General features: G+C 42.2%; 22 protein-coding genes, 5 tRNA genes, 1 pseudogene and 1 other annotated feature. Of the genes and pseudogenes, 2 read left to right on the top strand and 26 right to left on the bottom strand.

Features of this window, described 5'->3' with window-relative positions; genetic code table 11:
- Nucleotides 1–111: 111 nt before the first annotated feature.
- From DXB52_RS16470 to DXB52_RS00650, 21 genes are all read right to left on the bottom strand, one after another.
- Complete coding sequence (locus tag DXB52_RS16470) at nucleotides 112–549, bottom strand: NUDIX domain-containing protein (protein ID WP_472519890.1); 438 nt, start codon at nucleotides 547–549, stop codon at nucleotides 112–114.
- A gap of 2 nt (nucleotides 550–551) precedes the next feature.
- Nucleotides 552–803, bottom strand: coding sequence for a hypothetical protein (locus DXB52_RS16465; protein ID WP_472519889.1), 252 nt, complete (start codon nucleotides 801–803; stop codon nucleotides 552–554).
- A gap of 24 nt (nucleotides 804–827) precedes the next feature.
- Nucleotides 828–1,184, bottom strand: coding sequence for a hypothetical protein (locus DXB52_RS00730; protein WP_117539631.1), 357 nt, complete (start codon nucleotides 1,182–1,184; stop codon nucleotides 828–830).
- Nucleotides 1,185–1,408: 224 nt separating this feature from the next.
- Nucleotides 1,409–1,480: transfer RNA gene (locus DXB52_RS00725), tRNA-Thr, on the bottom strand.
- Nucleotides 1,481–1,539: 59 nt separating this feature from the next.
- Nucleotides 1,540–1,986, bottom strand: coding sequence for a D-aminoacyl-tRNA deacylase (gene dtd / locus DXB52_RS00720; protein ID WP_015528964.1), 447 nt, complete (start codon nucleotides 1,984–1,986; stop codon nucleotides 1,540–1,542).
- A gap of 4 nt (nucleotides 1,987–1,990) precedes the next feature.
- Complete coding sequence (locus DXB52_RS16460) at nucleotides 1,991–2,392, bottom strand: lysostaphin resistance A-like protein (protein WP_472519888.1); 402 nt, start codon at nucleotides 2,390–2,392, stop codon at nucleotides 1,991–1,993.
- 14 nt (nucleotides 2,393–2,406) lie between these two features.
- Nucleotides 2,407–2,832, bottom strand: a complete 426-nt coding sequence (locus DXB52_RS16455) for a hypothetical protein (RefSeq protein ID WP_472519887.1) — start codon at nucleotides 2,830–2,832, stop codon at nucleotides 2,407–2,409.
- 13 nt (nucleotides 2,833–2,845) lie between these two features.
- Nucleotides 2,846–3,457 carry a sigma-70 family RNA polymerase sigma factor gene (locus tag DXB52_RS00710; protein WP_015528962.1) on the bottom strand — a complete coding sequence of 204 codons (612 nt, stop codon included), beginning with the start codon at nucleotides 3,455–3,457 and terminating at the stop codon, nucleotides 2,846–2,848.
- A gap of 45 nt (nucleotides 3,458–3,502) precedes the next feature.
- Nucleotides 3,503–4,102: a 23S rRNA (guanosine(2251)-2'-O)-methyltransferase RlmB gene (rlmB, locus tag DXB52_RS00705; protein ID WP_472519893.1), complete on the bottom strand. Its 600-nt coding sequence runs from the start codon at nucleotides 4,100–4,102 to the stop codon at nucleotides 3,503–3,505.
- On the bottom strand, nucleotides 4,033–4,266 hold the full coding sequence (locus DXB52_RS16450) for an RNA methyltransferase substrate-binding domain-containing protein (RefSeq protein WP_472519886.1): 234 nt from the start codon (nucleotides 4,264–4,266) through the stop codon (nucleotides 4,033–4,035). The genes rlmB and DXB52_RS16450 overlap by 70 nt, the downstream gene beginning before the upstream one ends.
- Nucleotides 4,253–4,729, bottom strand: a complete 477-nt coding sequence (locus tag DXB52_RS00700) for a Mini-ribonuclease 3 (protein ID WP_015528960.1) — start codon at nucleotides 4,727–4,729, stop codon at nucleotides 4,253–4,255. Before DXB52_RS00700 ends, DXB52_RS16450 begins: the two co-directional genes overlap by 14 nt.
- Nucleotides 4,714–6,120, bottom strand: coding sequence for a cysteine--tRNA ligase (gene cysS, locus DXB52_RS00695; RefSeq protein ID WP_118106269.1), 1,407 nt, complete (start codon nucleotides 6,118–6,120; stop codon nucleotides 4,714–4,716). Before cysS ends, DXB52_RS00700 begins: the two co-directional genes overlap by 16 nt.
- Before the next feature lie 48 nt (nucleotides 6,121–6,168).
- The gene (gene epsC, locus DXB52_RS00690; protein WP_472519892.1) at nucleotides 6,169–6,795 is read right to left on the bottom strand and encodes a serine O-acetyltransferase EpsC; all 627 of its coding nucleotides are present in this window, start codon (nucleotides 6,793–6,795) and stop codon (nucleotides 6,169–6,171) included.
- A 111-nt stretch (nucleotides 6,796–6,906) separates the two neighbouring features.
- Nucleotides 6,907–7,128: a binding site (T-box leader), on the bottom strand.
- 117 nt (nucleotides 7,129–7,245) lie between these two features.
- Nucleotides 7,246–8,436: a GNAT family N-acetyltransferase gene (locus tag DXB52_RS00685; RefSeq protein ID WP_055156187.1), complete on the bottom strand. Its 1,191-nt coding sequence runs from the start codon at nucleotides 8,434–8,436 to the stop codon at nucleotides 7,246–7,248.
- Between the two features lies 1 nt (nucleotide 8,437).
- Nucleotides 8,438–8,977, bottom strand: a complete 540-nt coding sequence (gene ispF, locus DXB52_RS00680; RefSeq protein ID WP_015528957.1) for a 2-C-methyl-D-erythritol 2,4-cyclodiphosphate synthase — start codon at nucleotides 8,975–8,977, stop codon at nucleotides 8,438–8,440.
- Nucleotides 8,978–8,979: 2 nt separating this feature from the next.
- Nucleotides 8,980–9,696, bottom strand: a complete 717-nt coding sequence (locus tag DXB52_RS00675) for a hypothetical protein (RefSeq protein WP_117960268.1) — start codon at nucleotides 9,694–9,696, stop codon at nucleotides 8,980–8,982.
- 203 nt (nucleotides 9,697–9,899) lie between these two features.
- Nucleotides 9,900–9,973: transfer RNA gene (locus DXB52_RS00670), tRNA-Met, on the bottom strand.
- Between the two features lie 16 nt (nucleotides 9,974–9,989).
- Nucleotides 9,990–10,062 (bottom strand) — tRNA-Val (locus DXB52_RS00665).
- 7 nt (nucleotides 10,063–10,069) lie between these two features.
- Nucleotides 10,070–10,143, bottom strand: a tRNA-Met gene (locus DXB52_RS00660).
- A gap of 15 nt (nucleotides 10,144–10,158) precedes the next feature.
- Nucleotides 10,159–10,231, bottom strand: a tRNA-Val gene (locus DXB52_RS00655).
- A gap of 175 nt (nucleotides 10,232–10,406) precedes the next feature.
- Entirely contained in the window at nucleotides 10,407–14,162 is a 3,756-nt protein-coding gene (locus tag DXB52_RS00650) for a phosphoribosylformylglycinamidine synthase (protein ID WP_118106267.1), read from the bottom strand.
- A 283-nt stretch (nucleotides 14,163–14,445) separates the two neighbouring features.
- Here DXB52_RS00650 and DXB52_RS00645 point away from each other — a divergent pair, with 283 nt between their 5' ends.
- Nucleotides 14,446–15,327 (top strand): LysR family transcriptional regulator, encoded by an 882-nt coding sequence (locus tag DXB52_RS00645; protein WP_472519891.1) that lies wholly within the window; start codon nucleotides 14,446–14,448, stop codon nucleotides 15,325–15,327.
- Between the two features lie 100 nt (nucleotides 15,328–15,427).
- Here the strand turns inward: DXB52_RS00645 and DXB52_RS00640 are convergent.
- The 4 genes and pseudogenes from DXB52_RS00640 to ptsP all read right to left on the bottom strand — a co-directional run bounded on the left by DXB52_RS00640 (nucleotide 15,428) and on the right by ptsP (nucleotide 21,080).
- Nucleotides 15,428–17,385 (bottom strand): annotated as a pseudogene (locus tag DXB52_RS00640) (ATP-dependent DNA helicase).
- A gap of 484 nt (nucleotides 17,386–17,869) precedes the next feature.
- The gene (locus DXB52_RS00635) at nucleotides 17,870–18,829 is read right to left on the bottom strand and encodes an SPFH domain-containing protein (protein ID WP_118106263.1); all 960 of its coding nucleotides are present in this window, start codon (nucleotides 18,827–18,829) and stop codon (nucleotides 17,870–17,872) included.
- Nucleotides 18,826–19,275 carry an NfeD family protein gene (locus DXB52_RS00630; protein WP_117568136.1) on the bottom strand — a complete coding sequence of 150 codons (450 nt, stop codon included), beginning with the start codon at nucleotides 19,273–19,275 and terminating at the stop codon, nucleotides 18,826–18,828. Before DXB52_RS00630 ends, DXB52_RS00635 begins: the two co-directional genes overlap by 4 nt.
- A gap of 182 nt (nucleotides 19,276–19,457) precedes the next feature.
- The gene (gene ptsP / locus DXB52_RS00625; protein WP_118106261.1) at nucleotides 19,458–21,080 is read right to left on the bottom strand and encodes a phosphoenolpyruvate--protein phosphotransferase; all 1,623 of its coding nucleotides are present in this window, start codon (nucleotides 21,078–21,080) and stop codon (nucleotides 19,458–19,460) included.
- A 359-nt stretch (nucleotides 21,081–21,439) separates the two neighbouring features.
- Here ptsP and DXB52_RS00620 point away from each other — a divergent pair, with 359 nt between their 5' ends.
- Nucleotides 21,440–21,637, top strand: a complete 198-nt coding sequence (locus DXB52_RS00620; RefSeq protein ID WP_015528950.1) for a cold-shock protein — start codon at nucleotides 21,440–21,442, stop codon at nucleotides 21,635–21,637.
- A gap of 174 nt (nucleotides 21,638–21,811) precedes the next feature.
- Here the strand turns inward: DXB52_RS00620 and glyA are convergent, their stop codons facing one another.
- Nucleotides 21,812–23,047 (bottom strand): serine hydroxymethyltransferase, encoded by a 1,236-nt coding sequence (gene glyA / locus DXB52_RS00615; protein WP_117568134.1) that lies wholly within the window; start codon nucleotides 23,045–23,047, stop codon nucleotides 21,812–21,814.
- Nucleotides 23,048–23,117: the final 70 nt, after the last annotated feature.

Below are 23,117 nucleotides of genomic sequence, written 5' to 3'. Positions count from 1 at the left end.
ACCATCCGGATGATCTGTCACATTCCTTCGGAAGTGTGATTTATCCTACAGGCTTTCATGCTCAATATCTTATCACATAAAAAGAACAACCACAAGAGATTCTTTTTCCGCTTACAATCTGCCTTTTAATAATTCATAAGCCTGTGCCAGAATAGCCGCGTGATCCACTGCAATTCCTCCACCCTCTTTTACAACATAGTATTTTTCTTTGACCAATCCTGTCAGCTCCTTTTTCTGAACAACTGCATTCATTTTCTGATCCTGATTTTGAATTGTCAGATGATATTCCGTCTTTTCCCATCCATCTTCTTCATATACTGTCTCCGGTTCCATCTCTATCTCAAACCACGCCGCATCTGCCGCATCATCTCCGGCCTCCACACTTACATCCGACTCCTTTACAATAGAAAGATACGCACTTGTAATGATCCTCGCTCTCGGATCTCTCTGATAATCTCCATAACAGGCAAACTGTTCCACCGGAAGTCCGCTGACTCCGGTCTCTTCCTGCAGTTCCCGTCTTGCTGTATCCTCCAGATTCTCCCGCAAATTTACAAATCCTCCCGGAAGAGCCCAACACCCAATACTGGATGATTTCCTCTCTTAACCAAAAGCACCTTTAATCGTCCCTCTTTCAGTGCCTGTTCATCTTTATAAGAGAAAACAACTGTGTCTGTTGTACAACACGGATTTTTATATCGATATGGATCATATTCTTCCAGAAATTCTTCCAGTGTCTGTCCTTTCCCATTCCGTTCTCCTGTCCCATAAAATGGTGTGATGTCTTCTAAAAACGATGCCATATCCGTTCCTCCTTTTCACTTCTTTCAAAACACTCCTAACATACTCATCGGTTCAAAAAAACGACCGATTTCTGTCAAAAGATTCGCAAAATAAACACAAGTTCCTGCTTCTGCCTCTGGATGTGATTCTTGAAAATCATAACACTGTACTCCCACAAGCGGTGCATGTGCTTTCTCCCAATCCCGTTCCAAAATCTCATGAATCTGTTCTTCATCCTCTTCGCCAACCTGAAGAAAAATCTCAATGTTCTGCCTCATCGCATCAAAAAAATGATAAAATTCCGGCAGATATTCTTCCATCTCCCATACAAACTCTGTAAACGTCTGTAACGCATCTTTCAGTTCTTTTAATTCACTTGTTTCATAATTCTTTTCGCTCATACGGCTTCCCCTTCTGCAGAACCCGTCACCTTGAACCACCACTTCAATTAACTTCAGTATAACATATTTTATGACAAGTGAAAGAATCTTCAACAAGGAATTGCTTTTTTCTTTCAAGCCTGTAAGTCCATAGGAAAGTCTGTAAAATCCTACGGATTGGAATTTTCACAAAAGAAAAACCCCGAAAACACCGCACTTACGGGCGTTTCCGGGGAAAGATTCAAAGCTGTCTAGGGGACTTGAACCCCCGACCTCCGCCTTACCAAGCGACGCGCTACCGACTGCGCCAAGACAGCTTATTGCGTTCCAGCAGAACGCAAAATTAAATATACACTACTTGAGTTTGATTGTCAAGTTAAAGCTGATCTGAATCCAGCAAAATGGTAAATGGCCCGTCATTGAGCAGCTGAACCTTCATATCAGCTCCAAACTCTCCGGTCTGTACTTCATCCACTGATTCCCTGCATTTTTCAATGATATATTCATACATCTCATTCGCCATATCCGGTTTTCCTGCTTCAATAAAGCTTGGTCTGTTTCCTCTCTTACAGTTTGCATATAACGTAAACTGTGAAACCAGAAGAAGACCTCCGTCCACATCAGCAAGCGAAAGGTTTGTTTTTCCCTGTTCATCTTCAAAAATACGAAGTCCGATCATTTTTCGTATCATTTTGTCTGCAATCTCTTTTGTGTCTGTATCTGCTACTCCAATCAGAACAAGATACCCTTTTCCAATCTTTCCTGATATCTCACCATCAATCGTAACAGATGCCTCTGTTACTCTTTGTATTACAAATCTCATCTTCTCAAACCTCTGTTTTTTTATTATTTGTTGTCAGACAAATCAACGTCACAGCACTCACTGTCATCGGAATACTGATCAGGATAATCATTCCCATTACTATTGTCGGAAGGAATCTGCTCTCAAGATCTACGATCAGCGTTCCCATCAGATTATAGAACATGTGCATCAGCATGGATGCCGCCAGAGTGTTATAGCGATGCGCCACAAATCCAAGTGCAAACCCCAAAAGTGCCGCATAAATTCCCTGTACGAGATTTTGATGGAACACTCCAAACAGAACCGCCTGTACAACATTCGCCAGGATCCAATGCATTCCGGCACGTTCAAGATATTTCTGGATCAAACCCCGGAAAATCATTTCTTCCACAAGAGGTGGAAGAATCAATGTACTGAAAACCCACATCAGCGAATATTCTGTCAGGCCGGAATTTCTATCAGATTCTGATAATTATCCATCGCATCCGGAAGTGACCGTGCTACAATTGCCAGTATAATACTGGTCACGTGTATCATGCCAAAAGTAAACAGCGCGATTAAAACGCATCCGTCCCATCCGACTCTTCTGCATTTGCCTGGGATTGCACGGATTCCTCCTTCACGTAGCTGAAAAGCAAGATAATACCATAAAGCAGGAATAGGCAGAACCATAAGGTACAAAATTGCCGATACCAGATTCAAATGACTCATCAGGAACTCATAAACCACCATTGTTCCATTGTTTCCCATAACCAGAGGCCCGCCAATTGCGGCCAGATAAGAAATGATGTATCCGAATTTGTTAAAGCAGATCATGATCACCAGAAAGACTGCAAGTGCCAAAAAGTAATTGTATTTTTTCTTCATCCGTATTTCTCCTTTACGGCAGAATCTTTTGTGCTTTTGTCTTGATCCTCTGAAGTGCATTGTCCACTGACTTCGGACTCTTTCCAAGTAATTCCGCAATCGTCCGATAATCCGTTCCCATCAAGTGCAGATAAAGAACATGATTTTCTAATGGACTGAGCAATTCTTTGAGCTGCTCCGCAAAAGCTTCTGTATATTCTTTTCCAAAATAGAGAACTTCCGGATCATTCTCCTTCGATGATTCTATCGTGTCAATCAAAGGAAGACTTCTCCCCTCTCCTACCTGTTCACTGTCTTCATATAACGAAACATAAGAATTCAAAGGCAGATGCTTTTTTCGATTTGATGCCTCAATTGCCGAGTACATCTGTCTGGAGACACAAAGTTCTGCAAAACTTGAAAATGATGTTTTCTGCGTTACATCAAAATCCCGCACTGCTTTGATCAGACCGATCATTCCTTCCTGGATCAGATCCTCGTTCTCTCCACCCAACAGATACATTGCACGCGCTTTCTTCCTTACCATGGATTTATATTTCACCATCAGGTAATCCATAATCTCCTGATTTCCATTTTTGTAATCACATAAAAGCTGCTCATCTGTCATTCTGTCATACTTACTCATCCGATTATCACCTGTTATCACTCTTTTTTCGAGCAATACTCATATTTATTTCTGCGAAATCCTCTGTCTTACGATCTCATAAGCAAGAACGCCTGCTGCCACAGATGCATTCAGAGAATTAATCTGACCTTTCATTGGAATTCCTGCAACGAAATCACAGTTTTCTTTCACAAGGCGGCCAACGCCCTCACCTTCATTTCCGATCACAAGACCGATCGGTCCTGTCAGGTTCAGGTCATACATCTGCTCGCCATCCATATCAGCACATACAAACCAGAGTCCTTTTTCCTTGAGTTCTTCCATTGTCTTCACAAGATTCGTCACCTTTGCGACCGGTGTATAATTCAAAGCTCCGGCAGATGTCTTCGCAACTGTCGCTGTCAGACCAACTGCTCTTCTCTTTGGAATAATGACTCCGTGTGCACCTGCAAGGTTCGCTGTACGAATGATCGCGCCAAGATTGTGCGGATCTTCAATATTGTCTAAAAGAATCAGAAACGGAGCTTCGCCTCTCTCTTCTGCCAGTTTAAGCATATCGTCAATCGTAGAATATTCATATGCTGCCGCATGCGCGATCACGCCTGATGCTTCCCTGTCTCTGAGAGCTGGGAAAGTCTTTCTTTTGTCACAAAATTGATCAGAGATCCGTGTTTTTTCGCTTCACGTACAATTGTTCTTACCGGTCCGTCCTGGCATCCGTCAAGAACATAAATCTTGTCAATCGTACGTCCGGAACGAAATGCTTCCAATACGGCATTTCTTCCTTCAATTACAAATGTCTCTGTTCCCTGTTCTCTATTTTCCTGCATGTTCTGCTCCTTTTTCCTTTATCTCTTTTTCAATGCTTTCAAGTCCGATACTTACAAGCTCTGTCAGTCGTTCATACTGACCTGTCAGATATAAATGTCCGATCAATGCCTCAAAACCTGTCGCTCTTCTGTAATCTGTAATTGACTGATTCTTTGCCGGAGACACAGATCGTGCATTTCTTCCTCTCCGGTAAACTCCATGTTCTTCCTCATTCAGATGCTCCTGCATGGAACGCATCATAAAGGACTGTGCTGATGCCTGCACATACTGGCTTGTCTCTTCATGAAGACGGTGGACCGGCCTGTTTCCACGGCCAACCACCATTGTCTTAATGATCAGATCATACACGCAGTCTCCCACATAGGCAAGAACCAGCGGAGAGCACTGCTTTGCATCAATCTCTTTCATTCCGGGAATTGTCCGGATATACTCTTCTAAACCTGCTGTTATGCTCTTTTCCATTGTACCCCTTCTCTTGTATCTTTCAAAATGATACCTTTCGCAAGAAGTTCATCTCTGATTTCATCTGCTCTTGCAAAATTTTTCTCTTTTCTTGCTGCCTGACGCTCTGCGATCAGTGCTTCAATGTCAGAATCAAGAATCTCATCTTCTTTATCAACAATAATTCCAAGTACTTCTGTCAGTCTTACCAGACGGTCAAACAGATTCTCAAGATACTCTTTGGAACTGTCTTCGTCTGTCATCGTATTAATGAATTTTACAAGATCAAATACTGCAGCGATCGCATCTGCTGTATTAAAGTCATCATCCATAGCGCTCTCAAAGTTTCCAACATATTCTGCTGACTTTGCAAACTTCTCTGCCTCTGTCTCTGCCATATCTTCTGTCTTCGCGCTTCCCATAAGGAATTTCAGACGATCAGCTGCTGTAATGATTCTCTCAAGTCCGCTCTTTGCTGCTTCCATCAATTCAGCACTGAAGTTCAGTGGACTTCTGTAATGTGCGCTTAACATGAAGAAACGAAGTACCTGAAGGTCATACTTCTCACTGATCTCGCGAACTGTGAAGAAGTTTCCAAGAGACTTGGACATCTTACGGTTATCAATGTTCAGGAACCCGTTATGCATCCAGTATCTGGAGAACTCTTTTCCGTTCGCTGCTTCACTCTGCGCAATTTCATTTTCATGATGTGGAAAGATCAGGTCTTCCCCACCTGCATGAATATCGATCTGCTCACCAAGATATTTCTTGGACATCTCTGAACACTCAATGTGCCATCCCGGACGTCCCTCACCCCATGGAGAAACCCATGCAGGCTCGCCTTCTTTTTTCGGCTTCCAGAGAACAAAATCCAGAGAATCTTCTTTCTCATCCTCACCGCTTACAAGAAGGGTACGTCCGCCTGACTGAAGATCATCAAGGTTCTTATGGGATAATTTACCATAATCTTTGAACTTTCTTGTACGGTAATATACAGTTCCGTTCTTCTCGTATGCGTAGCCTTTCTCAATCAGTGTCTCAATCATGCTGATCATACCGTCAATCTCTTCTGTTGCAAGCGGATTCTTTGTTGCCGGCTCAATATTCATGCCGTCCATATCTTTCTTGCACTCTGCAATGTAACGCTGTGAGATTTCTTCTGCTGTAACGCCTTCTTCGTTTGCTTTCTTAATGATCTTGTCATCGACATCCGTAAAGTTAGATACATAATTCACATCATAATTCTTGTATTCAAAATATCTGCGGACAGTATCAAACACGATCATTGGTCTTGCATTTCCAATATGGATGTAATTATATACAGTCGGACCGCATACATACATCTTTACTTTTCCTTCCTCTAGAGGAACAAACTCTTCTTTTCTTTTTGACATTGTATTATAAATCTTCATCGTTCTTACTCTCCTTATTTTCTTTCTCCACACATCGCATATATTTTATCATAGATCCAAACGTTTGTGAAGTTTTATATTCTCTTCCTGCAGTTCTCGAATATCTGTAAGTACCGGGTCCGGTAAATGTACCTGATCCATATCACTTCTTGGGACTTTCTTGTTGTCCATGCGGACGATTCGTCCCGGCACACCGACAACTGTACAGTTCGGTGGAACCTCTTCAAGTACTACAGAACCAGCTCCGATCTTAGAATTTTCTCCGATTGTAAAAGAACCCAGGATCTTTGCGCCGGCGCTCACCATAACATTATCTTTCAACGTTGGATGACGTTTTCCCTGTTCTTTTCCGGTACCGCCAAGCGTAACCCCCTGATACAGTGTTACATTATCTCCGATGATCGTAGTTTCTCCGATGATCACACCTGTTCCATGATCGATAAAAAGTCCCTTTCCAATTGTTGCACCCGGATGGATCTCAATCCCTGTCTTACGCGCTGCTCTCTGAGAAATCCAGCGTGCCCAAAAATAATGCTTTTTCAGGTAAAGCTTATGCGCCACTCTGTAGCTTAAGATTACTTTAAAGCTTGGGTACAAAAATACTTCCATGTTTGATTTGATCGCAGGATCTCGCTCTCGGATCACCTCGATCTCCTGTTTGACATAAGATATCATTCCCATATTTATCATTCCTTTCTGATTCAAGAATGCACTTAACACCCTAAGCGGAACGTTTTTTGTATATTAGGCAATCACTTTTCGAATATACAAAAAACTTCGTCTCAATCTAGAGACGAAGTTCTATCCGCGGTTCCACTCTAATAAAAGAAGTTATACTTCTTTCACTTTCACGCACGTAACGTGTGCCTGACGTATCCTGCTACTCCATTCACAGGATCGACTCCCGGGGGCACTTCACAGTTTCTTCTCTCAAAGGTGCTTTCAGCCGGTGACACCTTCTCTCTATGAGTCCAAATCTCTGTTACTCTTCCCGTTCTTTGTCTTTCTCAATTCTATTGCCAATATTTATTGTTTTCAATATCTCTATTATCTTATGCAAAAAATCATTTTTTGTCAACTATTATCTCTGCCGATCAACTTCATTTTAATGTTTTACATAACTGTTCAGACAATCTCATTCAAAAATATTGGACAGAAGTTCTGAAGTTTCCTCAGTTCTTCCTCTAGTTCTTCTGTAAGAATTACGTTTTCCTCTGCACGTATTTCTTCAGGAGTTTTGTATCCAAACAATATTTCCGTCAATGCTACAATGGAAAGTACTCCCTGTGAATCTTCCGTTTCAGACACGCTCAGGCTTTCTTCTCCTTTTGAGCTACTGAGTTTCCAGATCCTGCTGTTCTTATGAAGAATCGGATCGATCACCGCAAAAGAGCAATGGATCTCACATTCTGACGGGATTTTCATTTTAGAAAATAGTTCCTGTAAATGAACGATCCTGATCATAATAAGCGGTTTTTCTTTATATGCAGACGTTTCATCATCTAGCCAGTCAGGTGCTTCCTTAAGCCCATAAACCGAAACCTTTTCTTCCGGTTCTCTAAGACCATCCACCGACGCCCAGAAGAGATCTTCTTTCCCTTCCAGATAAAGTGGTTCCCTGATCTCGAGCCCCTCTTCTTTCGCATATGCATAGATACAGACCAGCTTCTCTTCTTCAAAGACAAGCCGCATCCCGCCAAACTCGCTCTGTTGTTCGAGAATCTGTGTCTGATAATATTGTGCATTTCTTAAAGCAATAACATTCCAGCAATCCGAAAAATTCTCTTCAACAAATACCGCCATCTTCCCTGCATCCATAAATCTTGCATCACGGTCTACAATCCGCTCTTGTGATATATTTCTATATTTATCATTTTTATATTCTTTTCTTGCAGAAAAAAATGCTTCATCAAGCTCGATTTGTTTCTGTTCATAAACAAATCGGAAATCATAAGGATGATAGATTGCTTCTGCCGCCGGCATCAGGAAGGTAAATGGCATCTTCTGCGAATACTGATCCTGTAATGCATGAATCAGAAGATTTCTCATATATCCTCTGCCTCTATATTCTGCCTGCGTGGCAACTCCCACGATATAATCCGATGGGACGACACTTTCCTGTAACTTTACCTGATAAGGGTTCAGCTGCAGCATCGCACGTATCTCATCGTCTTCCTCTATTACATAAATCGTATTGTCTTTTGTCTTGATATAATAGTAATAATCAACAAATTCCTGACTGTCTTCTGAAAATACCTGTTCCCACAAGCTCCTTGTTTTCCAATGCTCTGATTGATCCAGCTTTCGAATCTTCATCTTATTTTCCCGCACAGCATCCACCACATCCTGCAGGCTTCTCCATCACATCCACGCTACTGTAATTCGTAAATTTTTCAATCGCACAGATCGCCTGAGATGAGATTCCTTCGCCGCTTCCGGTAAAGCCAAGGCCCTCTTCTGTTGTAGCCTTTACATTGATCTGATCAACGTCAATTTTAAGCGCTTTCGCCATGTTTTCCCGCATCTGATCAATATGCGGACGCATCTTTGGACGCTGCGCAATGATCGTTGCATCAATATTCTCGATCACATATCCATTCTCTTCCAAAAGTCCGCCTACGTGCTCGAGCAGTTTTATACTGGATGCGCCCTTATATTTTGGATCTGTATCCGGAAAATGAAGGCCAATGTCTCCAAGTGCTGCTGCTCCAAGCAGTGCATCCATTACGGCATGCAGCATAACATCCGCATCTGAATGTCCTAAGAGACCTTTCTCGTAAGGAATCTCAACTCCACCCAGGATCAGTTTTCTTCCTTCAACTAACTTATGAACATCATATCCCATACCTACACGCATAATTATTTCTCCTCAAAATCATTTTCAGCATCTTCTGAAACAGGTTCTTCATTCAGTTCTGCAAAAATATCTACCACTCTTGTGTCTGTCAGTTCTTCTTCCTGAGCTGGAGTTTCTTCAACTGGTGTTCCTTCAGCTTTTATTTCTTCGTCCGGTGTTTCCTCTGATTCTGTTGTAGTCACCGGTTTTTCTACCGATTCTACTTTTTCTTCTGATACTGCTTTTTCCGCTGCTTCGTTTTCTGTTGAATCTGAATCTGCTGTTTTTTCTATAGCTTCAGCCTTGCTGTCTTGCATTGTTTTTTCCTCGGAATCTGCCTTAGACACTGCGTCTTCCAGCTTCTTCCTGTCTTCTTCTGAAAGCATTGTCGGCATTGTATTGTCTGATACTTTTTCGTCTTCCGATACTTCTGTCGTTGCGCTCTCTGTTACCTGTGACATTTCCTTCGCCGCTGCCGCTTCTTCTGCTTTTCGTTTCTGCTCCGCTTTTCTCTTTGCTATCATCTTCGCAATCTGCTTTTTGATATCAATTTCAAACGTTTTGCAGATGGCATTCCCTGCATAAGCAACTCCAACCAGGATAAATACAACTGCCAGTACTGACATAAGTGTCATATTGCTAGGACGCTGCTGGATCATCTCACTTAAGATTCTGATCCCCAGGTAGGTAAGATAACCTCCAAGTACTATTCTGAGCGCATATCCGCTTTTCTTATTCATCTTGTTTCCTCCGTATTTCTGTTATTGGCCACGTTTTAAAATATAAACGAAAGACAACAACTTTTTTCTATATCATTATCTGTTATATTACCACAAGTTGCTCCTTAATACTATTATTTCTTTGCTTGATATAAGCAGTAACCAGTAAATTTGCGTAAAAAAGACTGCGTACTAATTTCTTAAGCACGCAGTCTTCGTCATAGTAGCGGGAACTGGATTTGAACCAGCGACACCACGGGTATGAACCGTGTGCTCTAGCCAACTGAGCTATCCCGCCATATTTAATTAGTATATGGGACCTACAGGGCTCGAACCTGTGACCCTCTGCTTGTAAGGCAGATGCTCTCCCAGCTGAGCTAAGATCCCATATAAGTAGCGGGAACTGGATTTGAACCAGCGACACCACGGGTATGAACCGTGTGCTCTAGCCAACTGAGCTATCCCGCCATATTTAATTAGATATGGGACCTACAGGGCTCGAACCTGTGACCCTCTGCTTGTAAGGCAGATGCTCTCCCAGCTGAGCTAAGATCCCATATTCATATGTCGGCTGCGGCTTCCACTTATGCTTTGTCGCAACCGACTTGATTATTATATACTTAACACCTATCAGATGTCAACAACTTTTTTATTTTATTTTATATTTTATTGTAACTGTTCAGAGCCAACCTCCAAAATGCTACGCATTTCGTCGGTGTACAGTTACCATTTTATTTAAAGTATTTTACACCTGACTCGAAAATCTTAAGATCCTGCTCTCCATAGATATTGATAGCAACATGATCTCCACGTCTCTCTGAGTGAGCCATCTTACCAAGGACACGTCCATCCGGGCTTGTGATACCCTCGATTGCACGGTAAGATCCGTTCACGTTCCACTCTTCGTTCATGCTGATATTTCCTTCCGGATCACAGTACTGTGTTGCCACCTGTCCGTTAGCGAACAGCTTATCAAGCCACTCTTCGCTTGCAACAAATCTTCCTTCACCATGAGATGCCGGGTTTGTATAAACTCCGCCAAGCTGTGCTCCCTGAAGCCATGGGGATTTGTTTGTAACAACCTTTGTATAAACCATCTTAGAGATATGACGTCCGATTGTATTGTATGTCAGTGTCGGAGCATCATCTGTCTGTCCAACGATTTTTCCGTATGGTACAAGTCCGAGCTTGATCAGAGCCTGGAATCCGTTACAGATACCAAGTGCAAGTCCGTCTCTCTCATTCAGAAGTTTTTCAACAGCTTCTTTGATCTTCGCATTCTGGAATGCAGTTGCAAAGAATTTAGCTGAACCATCCGGCTCATCACCGGCACTGAATCCACCTGGGAACATGATCATCTGAGCCTGTCCGATTGCTTTCTCGAACTCGTCTACTGATCCACGGATGTCTTCTGCATCAAGGTTACGGAATACTTTTGTAATAACCTTAGCACCTGCTCTCTCAAATGCACTGGCACTGTCATACTCACAGTTTGTTCCTGGGAATACCGGGATAAATACTGTAGGCTGTCCAATCTTATGGCTGCAAATATGGATATCGGATGTATTGAAGAGCTTCTCTTCAACCTTGGCATCAGAATCTGCTGCTGATTTTGTAGCAAATACTTTCTCAAGTGTTCCTGTCCATGCATCCTGTGCGTCTGCAAGTGCGATCTTCACATCGCCGTAAACAAGTACAGGCTCTTCTGTTACTTCACCGATTTCTGTATAAGTAATTGCGAGTTCTCCAACCTTTCCGTCTTCGACCTCTGCGATAATATCTCCAAATGCAGGAGCAAACAGATCTCTCTTATCTACATTGTGCTCGATTTTGGCACCCATGCGGTTACCAAATGCCATCTTGCTGACTGCTGCCGCAACTCCATGACGATCCAGTGCATATGCAGATACAATTTTTCCGTTCTGTACATCTTCCATGAATTTACCGTACTGATCCATTACTGCATCGTAAACCGGAAGATCATTCTCGTCTCTTTCGATCTTGAGCCATACAAGTTTATTTCCAGCTTTCTTAAGTTCAGGTGTAATAATATCCTGCTCAAGAGCCATATCAACAGCAAAGGATACAAGTGTCGGAGGTACATCGATATCCTGGAATGTTCCTGACATACTGTCTTTTCCTCCGATAGACGGAAGTCCGAAACCAATCTGTGCTGCATAAGCTCCGAGAAGTGCTGCAAATGGCTGGCTCCATCTCTTTGGATCCTCTGTCATTCTGCGGAAGTACTCCTGGAATGTGAAGCGGATCTTTCTATAATCTCCACCTGCTGCCACGATCTTAGCAATTGACTCTGTCACTGCATAAACAGCTCCGTGGTATGGGCTCCAGCTTGACAGATATGGATCAAATCCGTAACTCATCATAGATACACTGTCTGTTGTTCCGTTCAAAACAGGTACTTTCGCTACCATTGCCTGTGTCTCTGTCATCTGGTATTTTCCACCATGTGGCATAAATACGGATCCTGCTCCGATAGAACCGTCGAACATCTCAACAAGTCCTTTCTGAGAGCATACGTTCAGATCAGAGAGCATAGAAAGCCATGTCTCTTTTACATTTCCTACTTCTTTCTTTACAAAAAGGCTGTCCTTCTTAGATGGGATCTCAACCTCAACATTTGTCTCCTGGTGAGCACCGTTTGTATCAAGGAATGCACGGGAGAGATTTACGATTTCTTTTCCTCTCCATACAAGTACAAGTCTTGGCTCCTCTGTTACTACTGCTGCAACTGTTGCCTCTAAGTTTTCTTCCTTCGCATATCCCATGAATTCATCTACATCTTTCGGGTCTACAACAACTGCCATTCTTTCCTGAGACTCAGAGATTGCGATTTCTGTTCCGTCAAGTCCTGCATATTTCTTCGGTACTTTATCAAGTTCAACACGAAGCCCGTCTGCAAGTTCTCCGATTGCTACAGATACACCGCCTGCACCGAAGTCATTACATTTCTTAATCAGATGGCTGACTTCTTCTCTACGGAATAATCTCTGGATCTTACGCTCTGTCGGCGCATTTCCTTTCTGAACTTCTGCACCACAAGTCTCGATAGACTCTTCTGTATGAACCTTAGAAGAACCTGTTGCTCCACCGCAACCATCACGACCTGTACGTCCACCGAGAAGGATGATGATATCTCCCGGGTCGGAGTTCTCACGGATAACCGCGCGTCTTGGAGCTGCTCCAAGTACAGCACCGATCTCCATACGTTTTGCAACATAATCCGGATGATAAATCTCTTTTACAAGTCCTGTAGCAAGACCGATCTGGTTACCATAAGAACTGTATCCATGTGCAGCTTCACGCACAAGTTTCTTCTGAGGAAGTTTTCCTTTCAAAGTTGCATCTGCGGATACAGTCGGATCAGCAGCGCCTGTTACACGCATTGCCTGGTATACATAAGTACGTCCTGACAGTGGGTCACGGATCGCTCCTCCAAGACATGTTGCAGCTCCACCAAATGGTTCGATCTCCGTCGGATGGTTATGTGTCTCATTCTTGAAGTTGATCAGCCACTCTTCTTCTACTCCGTCAACCTTGATCGGAACTACGATACTACATGCATTGATCTCATCAGACTCTTCCTGATCAGCAAGCTTTCCTTCCTTTTTCAGGCGGCGCATAGCCATCAGTGCAAGGTCCATAAGGCAGACAAATTTATCTTCTCTTCCTTTGAAAATCTCGCTGTGATCTTTCAAATATTCTTTATATGTTGCTTCGATTGTCTCTTTGTAGTCGCCTTCATCAAACTTCACATCTTTTAATTCTGTAGAGAATGTTGTATGACGGCAGTGATCTGACCAGTATGTATCAAGAACACGGATCTCTGTCATCGTCGGATCTCTGTGCTCTTCTCCTGCATAATAGTTCTGGATATGCAGGAAATCTTTAAATGTCATTGCCAATCCAAGAGAATCATATAACTCTTTCAATTCTGCTTCCGGCATATCTTTAAAACCGTCAAAAATCTTTACATCTGCCGGCTCATCAAATACTGTCACCAGTGTCTCCGGTTTCTCTGCTGCAGCTTCTCTGGAATCTACCGGGTTGATGCAGTGATTCTTAATTGCCTGCAGTTCTTCGTCTGAAACTCCGCCTTCAATTACATATGTAACTGCTGTACGGATTACAGGAGTTTCATCTTCTTTAATAAAACGGATACACTGCTCTGCAGAATCCGCTCTCTGGTCGAACTGTCCCGGAAGGAACTCTACGGAAAAACATTTATCTGTTTCATTTTTCGGGAATTCTTCTTTATAAAGGAAATCTACCGGCGGCTCTGCGAACACACCATTGCATGCCTTTTCAAATGTTTCTTCTGAAATATTCTCTGCGTCGTAACGAATCAGAACTCGTACATTTGTCACATCCTGAAGTCCAAGATAATGACGGATCTCATGTCTGAGGCCCTTCGCTGCAACAGCAAACTCCGGTTTCTTTTCTACATATACGCGCTTTACATTACTCATATATAATCTCCTCTTTCTGTATTACGTGTTCAAGACACGGTACTACCTTCTTTACATTATCTATTTTTATCCTACCATAGTTTTCTTCATTAGTATAATTAATAAAATTAAACAATCTGATAAGCACCACTAATTGATTGTCGTTTTCTCGTATCTTTCTCGGAGTCAGCAATATTTATTCTACTTTTTTATCTTTTGTGCAACGGATTTTTTTATTCTGTTGTATTTTCCCTTTATTTATCTTATAATAAGATGAATATTTATTAGGAGGTCTAATAAAATGATGGATATAAACTACGAATTATACAAAGTATTTTATCACGTCGCCACCACATTGAATTTCTCAGAGGCATCCAAGCAGCTGTTTATTTCACAGTCTGCTGTCAGCCAGTCGATCAAAACACTCGAACGGAAACTGGATCAGACGCTTTTTATCCGAAGCACAAAGAAAGTCCAGCTCACACCGGAAGGAGAGATTCTCCTGCGCCACATTGAACCGGCCATGAATCTGATCCAGAAAGGTGAGGCTCAGCTTTTAGATGCCGCTTCTACCGGTGGGCAGATCCGCATCGGTGCAAGTGACACGATCTGCAGATATTTCCTTGTTCCATACCTTGAGAAATTCCATAAGACTTTCCCAAATGTACATATTAAAGTTATCAACCAGACTTCTTTAAGATGTACAGAGCTTTTAAAGAACGGACTGGTGGATTTGATTGTTGTCAATTATCCGAACGCAGCGCTCAACAATATTTCCGCCTCTATGAAGATCAAGAATTTCCATGATGTTTTCATTGCCGGAAACAATTATCCTGAATTAAGGGAAAAGAAACTTACACTTGCCGATCTGCTCCACTATCCGATCCTGATGCTGGATAAGAACAGTACGACAAACGAGTTTCTTCATCGCCTGTTCCAGCAGCATCAGCTTGATCTCGTTCCTGAGATCGAACTTACAAGCAATGATCTTCTGATCGATCTTGCAAGAATTGGACTTGGAATTGCATTTATTCCGGATTATTGTCTTTCCGAGAACAAGGATGATATCTTCAAGCTGGATATGGAAGAAGAGATGCCGGAGCGTTCTCTTGTAATTGCTTATAATGAGCAGCTTCCTTTGGCTAAGCCTGCACAGGAATTTTTGAACTATTTTGAAGAACAGTAATCAGGATAGCAACTCCTGAAAAATAATGAGAATCGTTACATGACACAACGCAGTAACTATTTTACTGTTTCCGCATTCAATAACGGTTCTCATTTTTTATCTATCGATTTTTCCAGAATTCTTCCATCTTTTCTTTTATCTCTTTCCGCCCACATACTTCATACTCTTTCCACTCTCTCGGAAAAAGCTGCTGATACTGCCGATTCTGAAATCGATCATCAAGTAAAAGGATAATTCCTCTGTCGTCTTCGGTACGGATCACTCTCCTGCGGACTGAAGTACTTTATTCATTCCGGGATAAAGGTACGCATAATCAAATCCTCGCATCCCTCTCTGATCAAAATAATTTTTCACGATTTCTCTGTCATTACATACCTGTGGAATTCCTGTTCCGACAACGATCACTCCGATCAATCTGTCATGTGTAAGATCGATTCCTTCTGAAAATACACCACCCATCACACAAAATCCAAGCATCGGATGATCTCTTTCTTCTTCAAACATTTCCAAGAATTCTTCTCTCTGATTTTCTGACATAAATTGCGATTGAATTACCAGTTCTACTCCGGATGACCGTTTTTCAAACTCTTCCAAAACATCCTCCATAAACTGATAGGAAGGGAAAAATGCAATGTAGTTTCCATTCTTTCCATCCACTGTGATTCTCAGATACTCGGCAATTTTGCGATACATTTCTGTACCTCTTTGTGTATATTTTGTGCTTGCTTCACTTCCGATCAGAATTTTCCTGTTCTTCTGCGGGAACTTAGATTCAGCATAAACTGCATAATCATCCTTCTCAACAGATAGTAATTGTTTATAGTAATCGATCGGAAGCAATGTTGCCGAGAAAAATATTGTGGAATTCCCAAGTTTTAAATAATGATTCAGATTCTCCGCCGGATTTACACAGAACAACTTTATTTTGAATCTTCCGTTTCCTTCCAGTTCTGTATACTGTATATAATTTTCATCCAACAGTTCATGAATTTCCAAAAACTGCCTTACTTGGAAAAAGAGTTCCATAAACGCATCCGGCTGCTCTGCATGTCCTGCATTCCGTTCTTCTTCAAGATATCTTTCCATTTGAGTCAGAAGATTCATCAGTTTTACTGCAAATGGAGAAACACTTTCCACCAACCGATAATTCTCGCACTCGCGTTTCATCTCAAGCATCAGTTTATTGACAGATTCCAGACTCTTCACAAGTTTTTTATCTCGATCCTTCAGCAGGTTTTTCACCTCCAGAATATCTTCTTTATAGATAGAAGCACTGTACATGTCCCGTCCACGTTCCACGAGGTTGTGTGCTTCATCGATCAGAAACAAATAATCTCCGCTGACATTGTCTGCAAAAAATCGTTTCAAATGTGCCGTCGGATCGAACACATAATTATAATCACAGATCACCCCATCCGCCCATTCTGACAGATCAAGAGATAGTTCAAACGGACATACATGAAAATCTTCTGCCTGTCTTTCAATTGATTCCCGTGTCAGCTTCTTTTGTTTTTCTAACATGTCATAAACTGCATCATTCACCCGGTCAAAATGACCTTTCGCATAAGGACAAGCATCCGGATTGCATTCTGTCTCCTCACAAAAACAGATCTTCTCTTTCGCAGTCAATGTAATTGAACGAAAAGCAAGACCTTTTTCTTCAAGAATAGAAAATGCCTGCTCCGCCACGGTTCTTGTGATCGTCTTTGCTGTCAGATAGAATAATTTATCCCCCAATCCTTCTCCGATTGCTTTCACCGCCGGATACAATACTGCCATCGTCTTTCCGGTTCCTGTTGAGGCCTGGATAAATAATTTCTTCTTGTGATAAATTGTACGATATACGGAAGCTGCCAGGTCAAACTGCCCTTCTCTATATGCGAATGGAAATTCGGTCTGATGAATCGAAGCATCTCTTCTCTTTTCCCACTCAATCTGCAGTTTTGCCCAACGTTCATACTGATGAACCAAATCAAGAAACCATTTTTCTAATTCTTCAAATGTATACTCTTCCCGAAATCTTTTCACATCTTCCGTATCTAGATTACAATAGGTCATCTGAACACTGATCTGCTTTAATCCTTGCTGTCTGGCATAAATATATGCGTAACATTTTGCCTGAGCAAGATGAACCGGCACAGGATGCTCCACTCGATCAAGGGAACGCACAACGCCTTTGATCTCATCTATTATTGTTTTTTCTGATTCAAGGAGAATTCCATCCGCACGTCCTTCCAGTTTTAATTGGAATCCGTCACACGGAAGCTGCAGTTTTAAGGAAACTTCTGCCTGATAGTTTGAGCCCATCATACGCTGGATCTTTCGGTGAAGGCGTCCTCCCATCAGCATCGCATCTTTATCCAGCGTACCTGAAATCCTGTTATCAATGTCACCTTCTTTTAATATGAATTCAACCAGATTCCGAACCGATAACCTGATGATTTTCTCTGTTTCCATTTCATTTGCACTCCAAAATATTATCGTTGTAAAACACATTGTGCCAATCTTTTGACAGATTGGCACGTGAAATACATCTTTTATTTTACTTTACTTCTTTTTCTTTTGCAACGCTTGTTTCTGTATGGGCAACTTCTGCAATTGTTTTCGTAAGTCCTGCAATTCCCTGAATCTCTGAAGGAATGATGATCTTCGTCGCTTTTCCGTCTGCCGCCTTGGCAAATGCCTCCAGACTCTTTAATGTAAGAACAACATCATCTGCTCCGGCATTCTTAATATACTCGATACCTTCTGCTGTAGCCTTCTGTACAGAACGTATCGCTTCTGCCTGTCCCTCTGCTTCTTTGATCCGTTTCTGTTTTTCAGCTTCTGCTTTCAGGATTGCTGCCTGCTTAGATGCCTCTGCCTCCAGGATCACAGATTCCTTTTCTCCTTCTGCAACAAGAATCGTAGACTTCTTCTCTCCTTCTGCACGCAGGATTGCTTCACGGCGTTCACGCTCTGCTTTCATCTGCTTCTCCATCGCATCCTGGATTGCCTTCGGTGGCATGATATTCTTCAGTTCAACACGATTCACCTTGATTCCCCACTCATCTGTTGCAATATCAAGGATCGTACGCATCTTGGAGTTGATCGTCTCACGGGAAGTCAGTGTCTCATCTAATTCCAGATCTCCGATGATATTACGAAGTGTTGTTGCTGTCAGATTCTCGATTGCCGCAATCGGACTTTCTACTCCGTATGCATACTTCTTCGGGTCAGTGATCTGATAGAATACAACCGTATCGATCTGCATGGTAACATTATCCTTCGTGATCACTGCCTGTGGTTCAAAATCAACAACCTGTTCTTTCAAGGAAACTCTTTTTGCCACACGGTCAAGGATCGGCACTTTAAAATGTAATCCTACGCCCCATGTCTCCTTGTATCCGCCAAGTCGCTCCACAACATACGCATGCGCCTGCGGAACGATACGGATATTTGACACAAGAAGCCACACCACGATCATAATAATGATCATCCAAATAATAAGTCCAAATATCATAGCTCTTCCTCCTCACATTTCTCTAAAATCAGTTTCACTCCGGAAATTGCTGCTACTTTGGCAAGCGAATCTTTCTCAATTCTGTCTTTGTCTGACTTGCACCGTGCAGTCCATTCCTTCCCCTGTGCAATTGCAGTACCGGTCTGTGCAAAATTATCAACTGTCTCTGTCACCTTAACAACACTTCCAATCAATTCATCACAATTCGTCTTCACATGATGCGCATTAACATACTTCGCTGCAAAGGGCCTGGTAAAGATCACAAGCACTGCTGAAATAACTACGAATACAGCAATCTGTATCACCATTCCAGCTCCGGCAAGCGAAACTAACAACGCCGCCAGCGCACCGCCCGAAAACCAGATTGAAGTCAGACCAACCGTGGCAAGCTCAATAATCAAAAACACCACCATAAGCCCCAGCCACAAAAAAATCTCCCTCTCCAAAAAATCCGCCCCCTTTCGTTTTTGAATACGCTAAGTATCTCAGTCGATAAATGTCCGTCTTCTTACATACTTTCAAAGGGATGAGGTAGAGCGAGCCGGTGCTCGTGGTAATAGCAGGACTGGTCTTGCGACCATTCTATAAAGTGCTCATTTCCCCATACGAATCCCCTCAAAAACACAAATTACTCACACTCGCGAATCTTCTTTCTAAGTGGCAGTACCATCGCCGGAGATACAGACAATTCATCAAGTCCCATCTTCAGGAACTCTTCTGTCAGTTCAAGGTCTGCTCCAAGTTCTCCACAGATTCCGATCCATTTTCCTTCTGCGTGTGCATTATCTGCTGCCATCTTGATCATAGCAAGTACTGCCGGATGATGTGGATCATAGAACTCATCCAGCGCAAGGTTCTGACGGTCAATCGCCAGCGTATACTGTGTCAGATCATTTGTTCCAACACTGAAGAAATCAACTTCTTTTGCAAGTTCGCGGCTCATCATAACTGATGCCGGAGTCTCGATCATAATACCAAGTTCTACGTCTTCCTTGAATGGAAGTCCTTCTTCTCTCAACTCTGCCTTCACTTCTTCGATGATCTCTTTGATCTTACGAACTTCTTTTACAGAAATAATCATCGGGAACATAATGGAAAGATTTCCATATACGGATGCACGGTAAAGTGCACGAAGCTGAGTCTTGAAGATCTCCGGTCTTGTCAGACAAATACGAATTGCTCTGTATCCCAGTGCCGGGTTCTCTTCTTTCGCAAGATTGAAGTAATCAACCTGCTTGTCTGCTCCAATGTCAAGTGTACGAATGATGACTTTCTTTCCTGCCATGCTTTCTACAACCTGTTTGTAAGCTGCAAACTGCTGTTCTTCTGTCGGATAAGTACTGTTCTCAAGATAAAGGAACTCACTTCTGAACAGACCTACTCCGCCTGCATCATTCTTAAGTACTGCACCAAGATCAGATACGTTACCAATGTTCGCATAAACGTTGATTTTCTGTCCGCTCTTTGTCACATTCTCTTTTCCTTTGAGCTGGTTCAGAAGTTCTTTCTGCTCAAGGTCTTTCGCACGCTTCTCCTGCATCTTTGCAAGTGTCTCTTCATCCGGATCCACATAGATTGTTCCTGTAAATCCATCAATGATAGCCATCTCTCCATCGTACTTCGGATTGAGCGCTTCCCCCATTCCGATTACAGCCGGAATATTCATTGTTCTTGCAAGGATCGCTGTATGAGAGTTAGAAGAACCATACATTGTAGCAAATCCAAGCACTTTCTCTTTATCGAGCTGTACTGTCTCACTTGGTGCAAGATCGTCTGCTGCAACAATACAAGGTTCTGTCATCTCACGTGTTCCGTTGCTCACTCCGCAGAGAATATCAAGCACACGCTCGGAAACGTCCTTCACGTCGGCTGCACGTCCCTGCATATATGCATCATCCATAGATGCAAACATCTGTGCAAAGTTATCAGCTGTTGTTGAAACAGCATACTCTGCATTCACACTCTGTGTACGGATAATTCCTTCAATAGATTCCAGATAATCCAGATCATCAAGCATCATCTGGTGAATCTCAAAGATCATGGCGTTGGCCTCACCTACATCTTCAATGGCTTTGTTGTAAAGGTCTTTCAGCTGGTCGATTGCTGTGTTCTTAGCCTCTTCGAATCTCTTCCATTCCGCATCCACGTCATCCACATGTGTTCTTCTGATCACCTTTTCGTTTCTCTTATAGAACATCAGCTTTCCAATGGATACTCCACCAAATACGCTTTTTCCTTCAATCGTTATCATATACACAAATCCTCCTTGAAATAAAATATTTCATAGACATTGGTTAAATTATATAATACTTCCATTCTTTTTTCAATCAGCATCCTTTCTTTATTTTTCTTTTTCTACTCTTGTGAGATATTGCGCCTTACGTTTTCATATCATTATATGTATTTGTGTTACTGTTCACTCTCGTGTGAGCAGTAACATTTTGTCGTTTTCTACAAAATAGAAAAGTTTACATTTGACTTTCTTTGTTAAACATGCTACAATAGACAAAGTGTCACTATGAATTTATACTGACACAATATTACAGTTTTCAGCGCATTGTAAACTGTGATGATTTAACAACTTATATTCTTTTAATGGAGGGCAACACAATGACAGGTACAGTAAAATGGTTTAATAACCAGAAGGGTTACGGATTTATCTCTGACGCTGAAGGCAATGACATTTTTGTTCATTATTCAGGACTTGTAATGGATGGATTCAAATCTCTCGAAGAGGGCCAGGCTGTTGAGTTCGAAGTAACAGAAGGCGCTAAAGGACCTCAGGCTGTTAACGTAGTGAAACTTTAATCAAGACTTTATGTACCTTTTAATTAATAAATAGACCGTATTTAATTTTTAAAAGTAATACAGAAATTCGATTAACAAAAAAGAGCTTTTTAAGCTCTTTTTTTGTTGCACAACCCCGGCAATCTACATTACGCTTACACGAGAAATGCAGTTTTGCCGGATATAATTATTTTATTAACAAAGTGGATATTTTGCAGTCAGCTCAGCAACCATTGCTTTTGCTTTTTCTACATTCTCTTCACTTTCGATTACCATTGCAATAATCTCTGCGATCTTATCCATATCATCTTCTTTCATTCCACGTGTTGTAACCGCCGGTGTTCCAAGTCTTACACCACTTGTTACAAACGGTGAACGAGGATCATTCGGAATTGTATTCTTGTTCGCTGTTACATGAGCATCATCCAGACGCTTCTCCAGCTCTTTTCCGCTTGTCTCTGTTCCCGACAGGTCTACAAGCATCAGATGGTTATCTGTATCTCCGGAAACGATCTTCACTCCGCGTGCTTTCAAACCGTTGCAGAGTGCTTTCGCATTTTTAACAACCTGCTCCATATATGTTTTATACTCAGGCTCAAGTGCTTCCTTGAAGCAAACTGCCTTACCGGCGATCACATGCATCAGCGGACCTCCCTGAATTCCCGGGAATACAGCTTTGTTGAAATTGAATTTCTTATTCATCTCTTCGCTGCACATGATCATTCCACCTCTTGGTCCACGAAGTGTCTTATGTGTTGTTGTTGTTGTCACATGCGCATACGGAATCGGACTTGGATGAAGTCCTGTAGCAACAAGTCCTGCGATGTGTGCGATATCTACCATCAGATATGCTCCCACCTCATCCGCAATCTCACGGAAACGTTTGAAATCAATCGTTCTTGCATAAGCACTTGCACCGGCAACGATCAGTTTCGGTTTATGTTCCTTCGCAATACGAAGCACTTCATCATAGTCGATCATACCGTCTGCATTCACTCCGTAATGTGCTACATCAAAATATTTACCGGACATATTAACCGGTGAACCGTGTGTCAGATGTCCGCCATGATCAAGGTTCATTCCCATGATCTTATCTCCCGGCTCAAGCATGGCAAACATAACTGCCATGTTCGCCTGTGCTCCTGAATGTGGCTGCACATTAACATACTCACATCCAAACAGTTTCTTTGCTCTTTCTCTTGCAAGGTCTTCTACTACATCTACACACTGACATCCACCATAATATCTCTTTCCCGGATATCCTTCTGCATACTTATTAGTCAGAGGGCTTCCCATAGCTGCCATGACTGCTTTGCTCACCCAGTTCTCAGAGGCGATCAGCTCGATATGGGAGTTCTGTCTCTCCATCTCTGCTTTTATTGCATCTGCTATCTCTGGGTCTGTGTTCATAATCTCATCGAAATCGTACATTATCTCTTCCTCCATTAAAGCTTTACCACGTCAAAGCGTTGTAGTCATTATAGCACAGCACTTTACATCC

It is taken from the genome of Ruminococcus sp. OM04-4AA, assembly GCF_003462585.1.
Taxonomy (GTDB): Bacteria; Bacillota; Clostridia; order Lachnospirales; family Lachnospiraceae; genus Mediterraneibacter; species Mediterraneibacter faecis.
This window is presented reverse-complemented; position numbering and strand designations above follow the sequence as displayed.

Coding starts and splice junctions, on each gene's coding strand:
- DXB52_RS00685 (WP_055156187.1), bottom strand. CDS start 8,436: ATGAAGATTCGAAAGCTGGATCAATCAGAGCATTGGAAAACAAGGAGC.
- DXB52_RS00730 (WP_117539631.1), bottom strand. CDS start 1,184: ATGAGCGAAAAGAATTATGAAACAAGTGAATTAAAAGAACTGAAAGAT.
- epsC (WP_472519892.1), bottom strand. CDS start 6,795: ATGATATCTTATGTCAAACAGGAGATCGAGGTGATCCGAGAGCGAGAT.
- DXB52_RS00620 (WP_015528950.1), top strand. CDS start 21,440: ATGACAGGTACAGTAAAATGGTTTAATAACCAGAAGGGTTACGGATTT.
- glyA (WP_117568134.1), bottom strand. CDS start 23,047: ATGTACGATTTCGATGAGATTATGAACACAGACCCAGAGATAGCAGAT.
- ptsP (WP_118106261.1), bottom strand. CDS start 21,080: ATGATAACGATTGAAGGAAAAAGCGTATTTGGTGGAGTATCCATTGGA.
- DXB52_RS00700 (WP_015528960.1), bottom strand. CDS start 4,729: ATGGAAAAGAGCATAACAGCAGGTTTAGAAGAGTATATCCGGACAATT.
- dtd (WP_015528964.1), bottom strand. CDS start 1,986: ATGAGATTTGTAATACAAAGAGTAACAGAGGCATCTGTTACGATTGAT.
- DXB52_RS00710 (WP_015528962.1), bottom strand. CDS start 3,457: ATGAGTAAGTATGACAGAATGACAGATGAGCAGCTTTTATGTGATTAC.
- DXB52_RS16465 (WP_472519889.1), bottom strand. CDS start 803: ATGGCATCGTTTTTAGAAGACATCACACCATTTTATGGGACAGGAGAA.
- ispF (WP_015528957.1), bottom strand. CDS start 8,977: ATGCGTGTAGGTATGGGATATGATGTTCATAAGTTAGTTGAAGGAAGA.
- cysS (WP_118106269.1), bottom strand. CDS start 6,120: ATGAAGATTTATAATACAATGTCAAAAAGAAAAGAAGAGTTTGTTCCT.
- DXB52_RS16450 (WP_472519886.1), bottom strand. CDS start 4,266: ATGCAGGAAAATAGAGAACAGGGAACAGAGACATTTGTAATTGAAGGA.
- DXB52_RS00635 (WP_118106263.1), bottom strand. CDS start 18,829: ATGATATTTGGACTTATTATTTGGATGATCATTATTATGATCGTGGTG.
- DXB52_RS16460 (WP_472519888.1), bottom strand. CDS start 2,392: ATGTGGGTTTTCAGTACATTGATTCTTCCACCTCTTGTGGAAGAAATG.
- DXB52_RS16455 (WP_472519887.1), bottom strand. CDS start 2,832: ATGAAGAAAAAATACAATTACTTTTTGGCACTTGCAGTCTTTCTGGTG.
- DXB52_RS00675 (WP_117960268.1), bottom strand. CDS start 9,696: ATGAATAAGAAAAGCGGATATGCGCTCAGAATAGTACTTGGAGGTTAT.
- DXB52_RS00645 (WP_472519891.1), top strand. CDS start 14,446: ATGGATATAAACTACGAATTATACAAAGTATTTTATCACGTCGCCACC.
- DXB52_RS00650 (WP_118106267.1), bottom strand. CDS start 14,162: ATGAGTAATGTAAAGCGCGTATATGTAGAAAAGAAACCGGAGTTTGCT.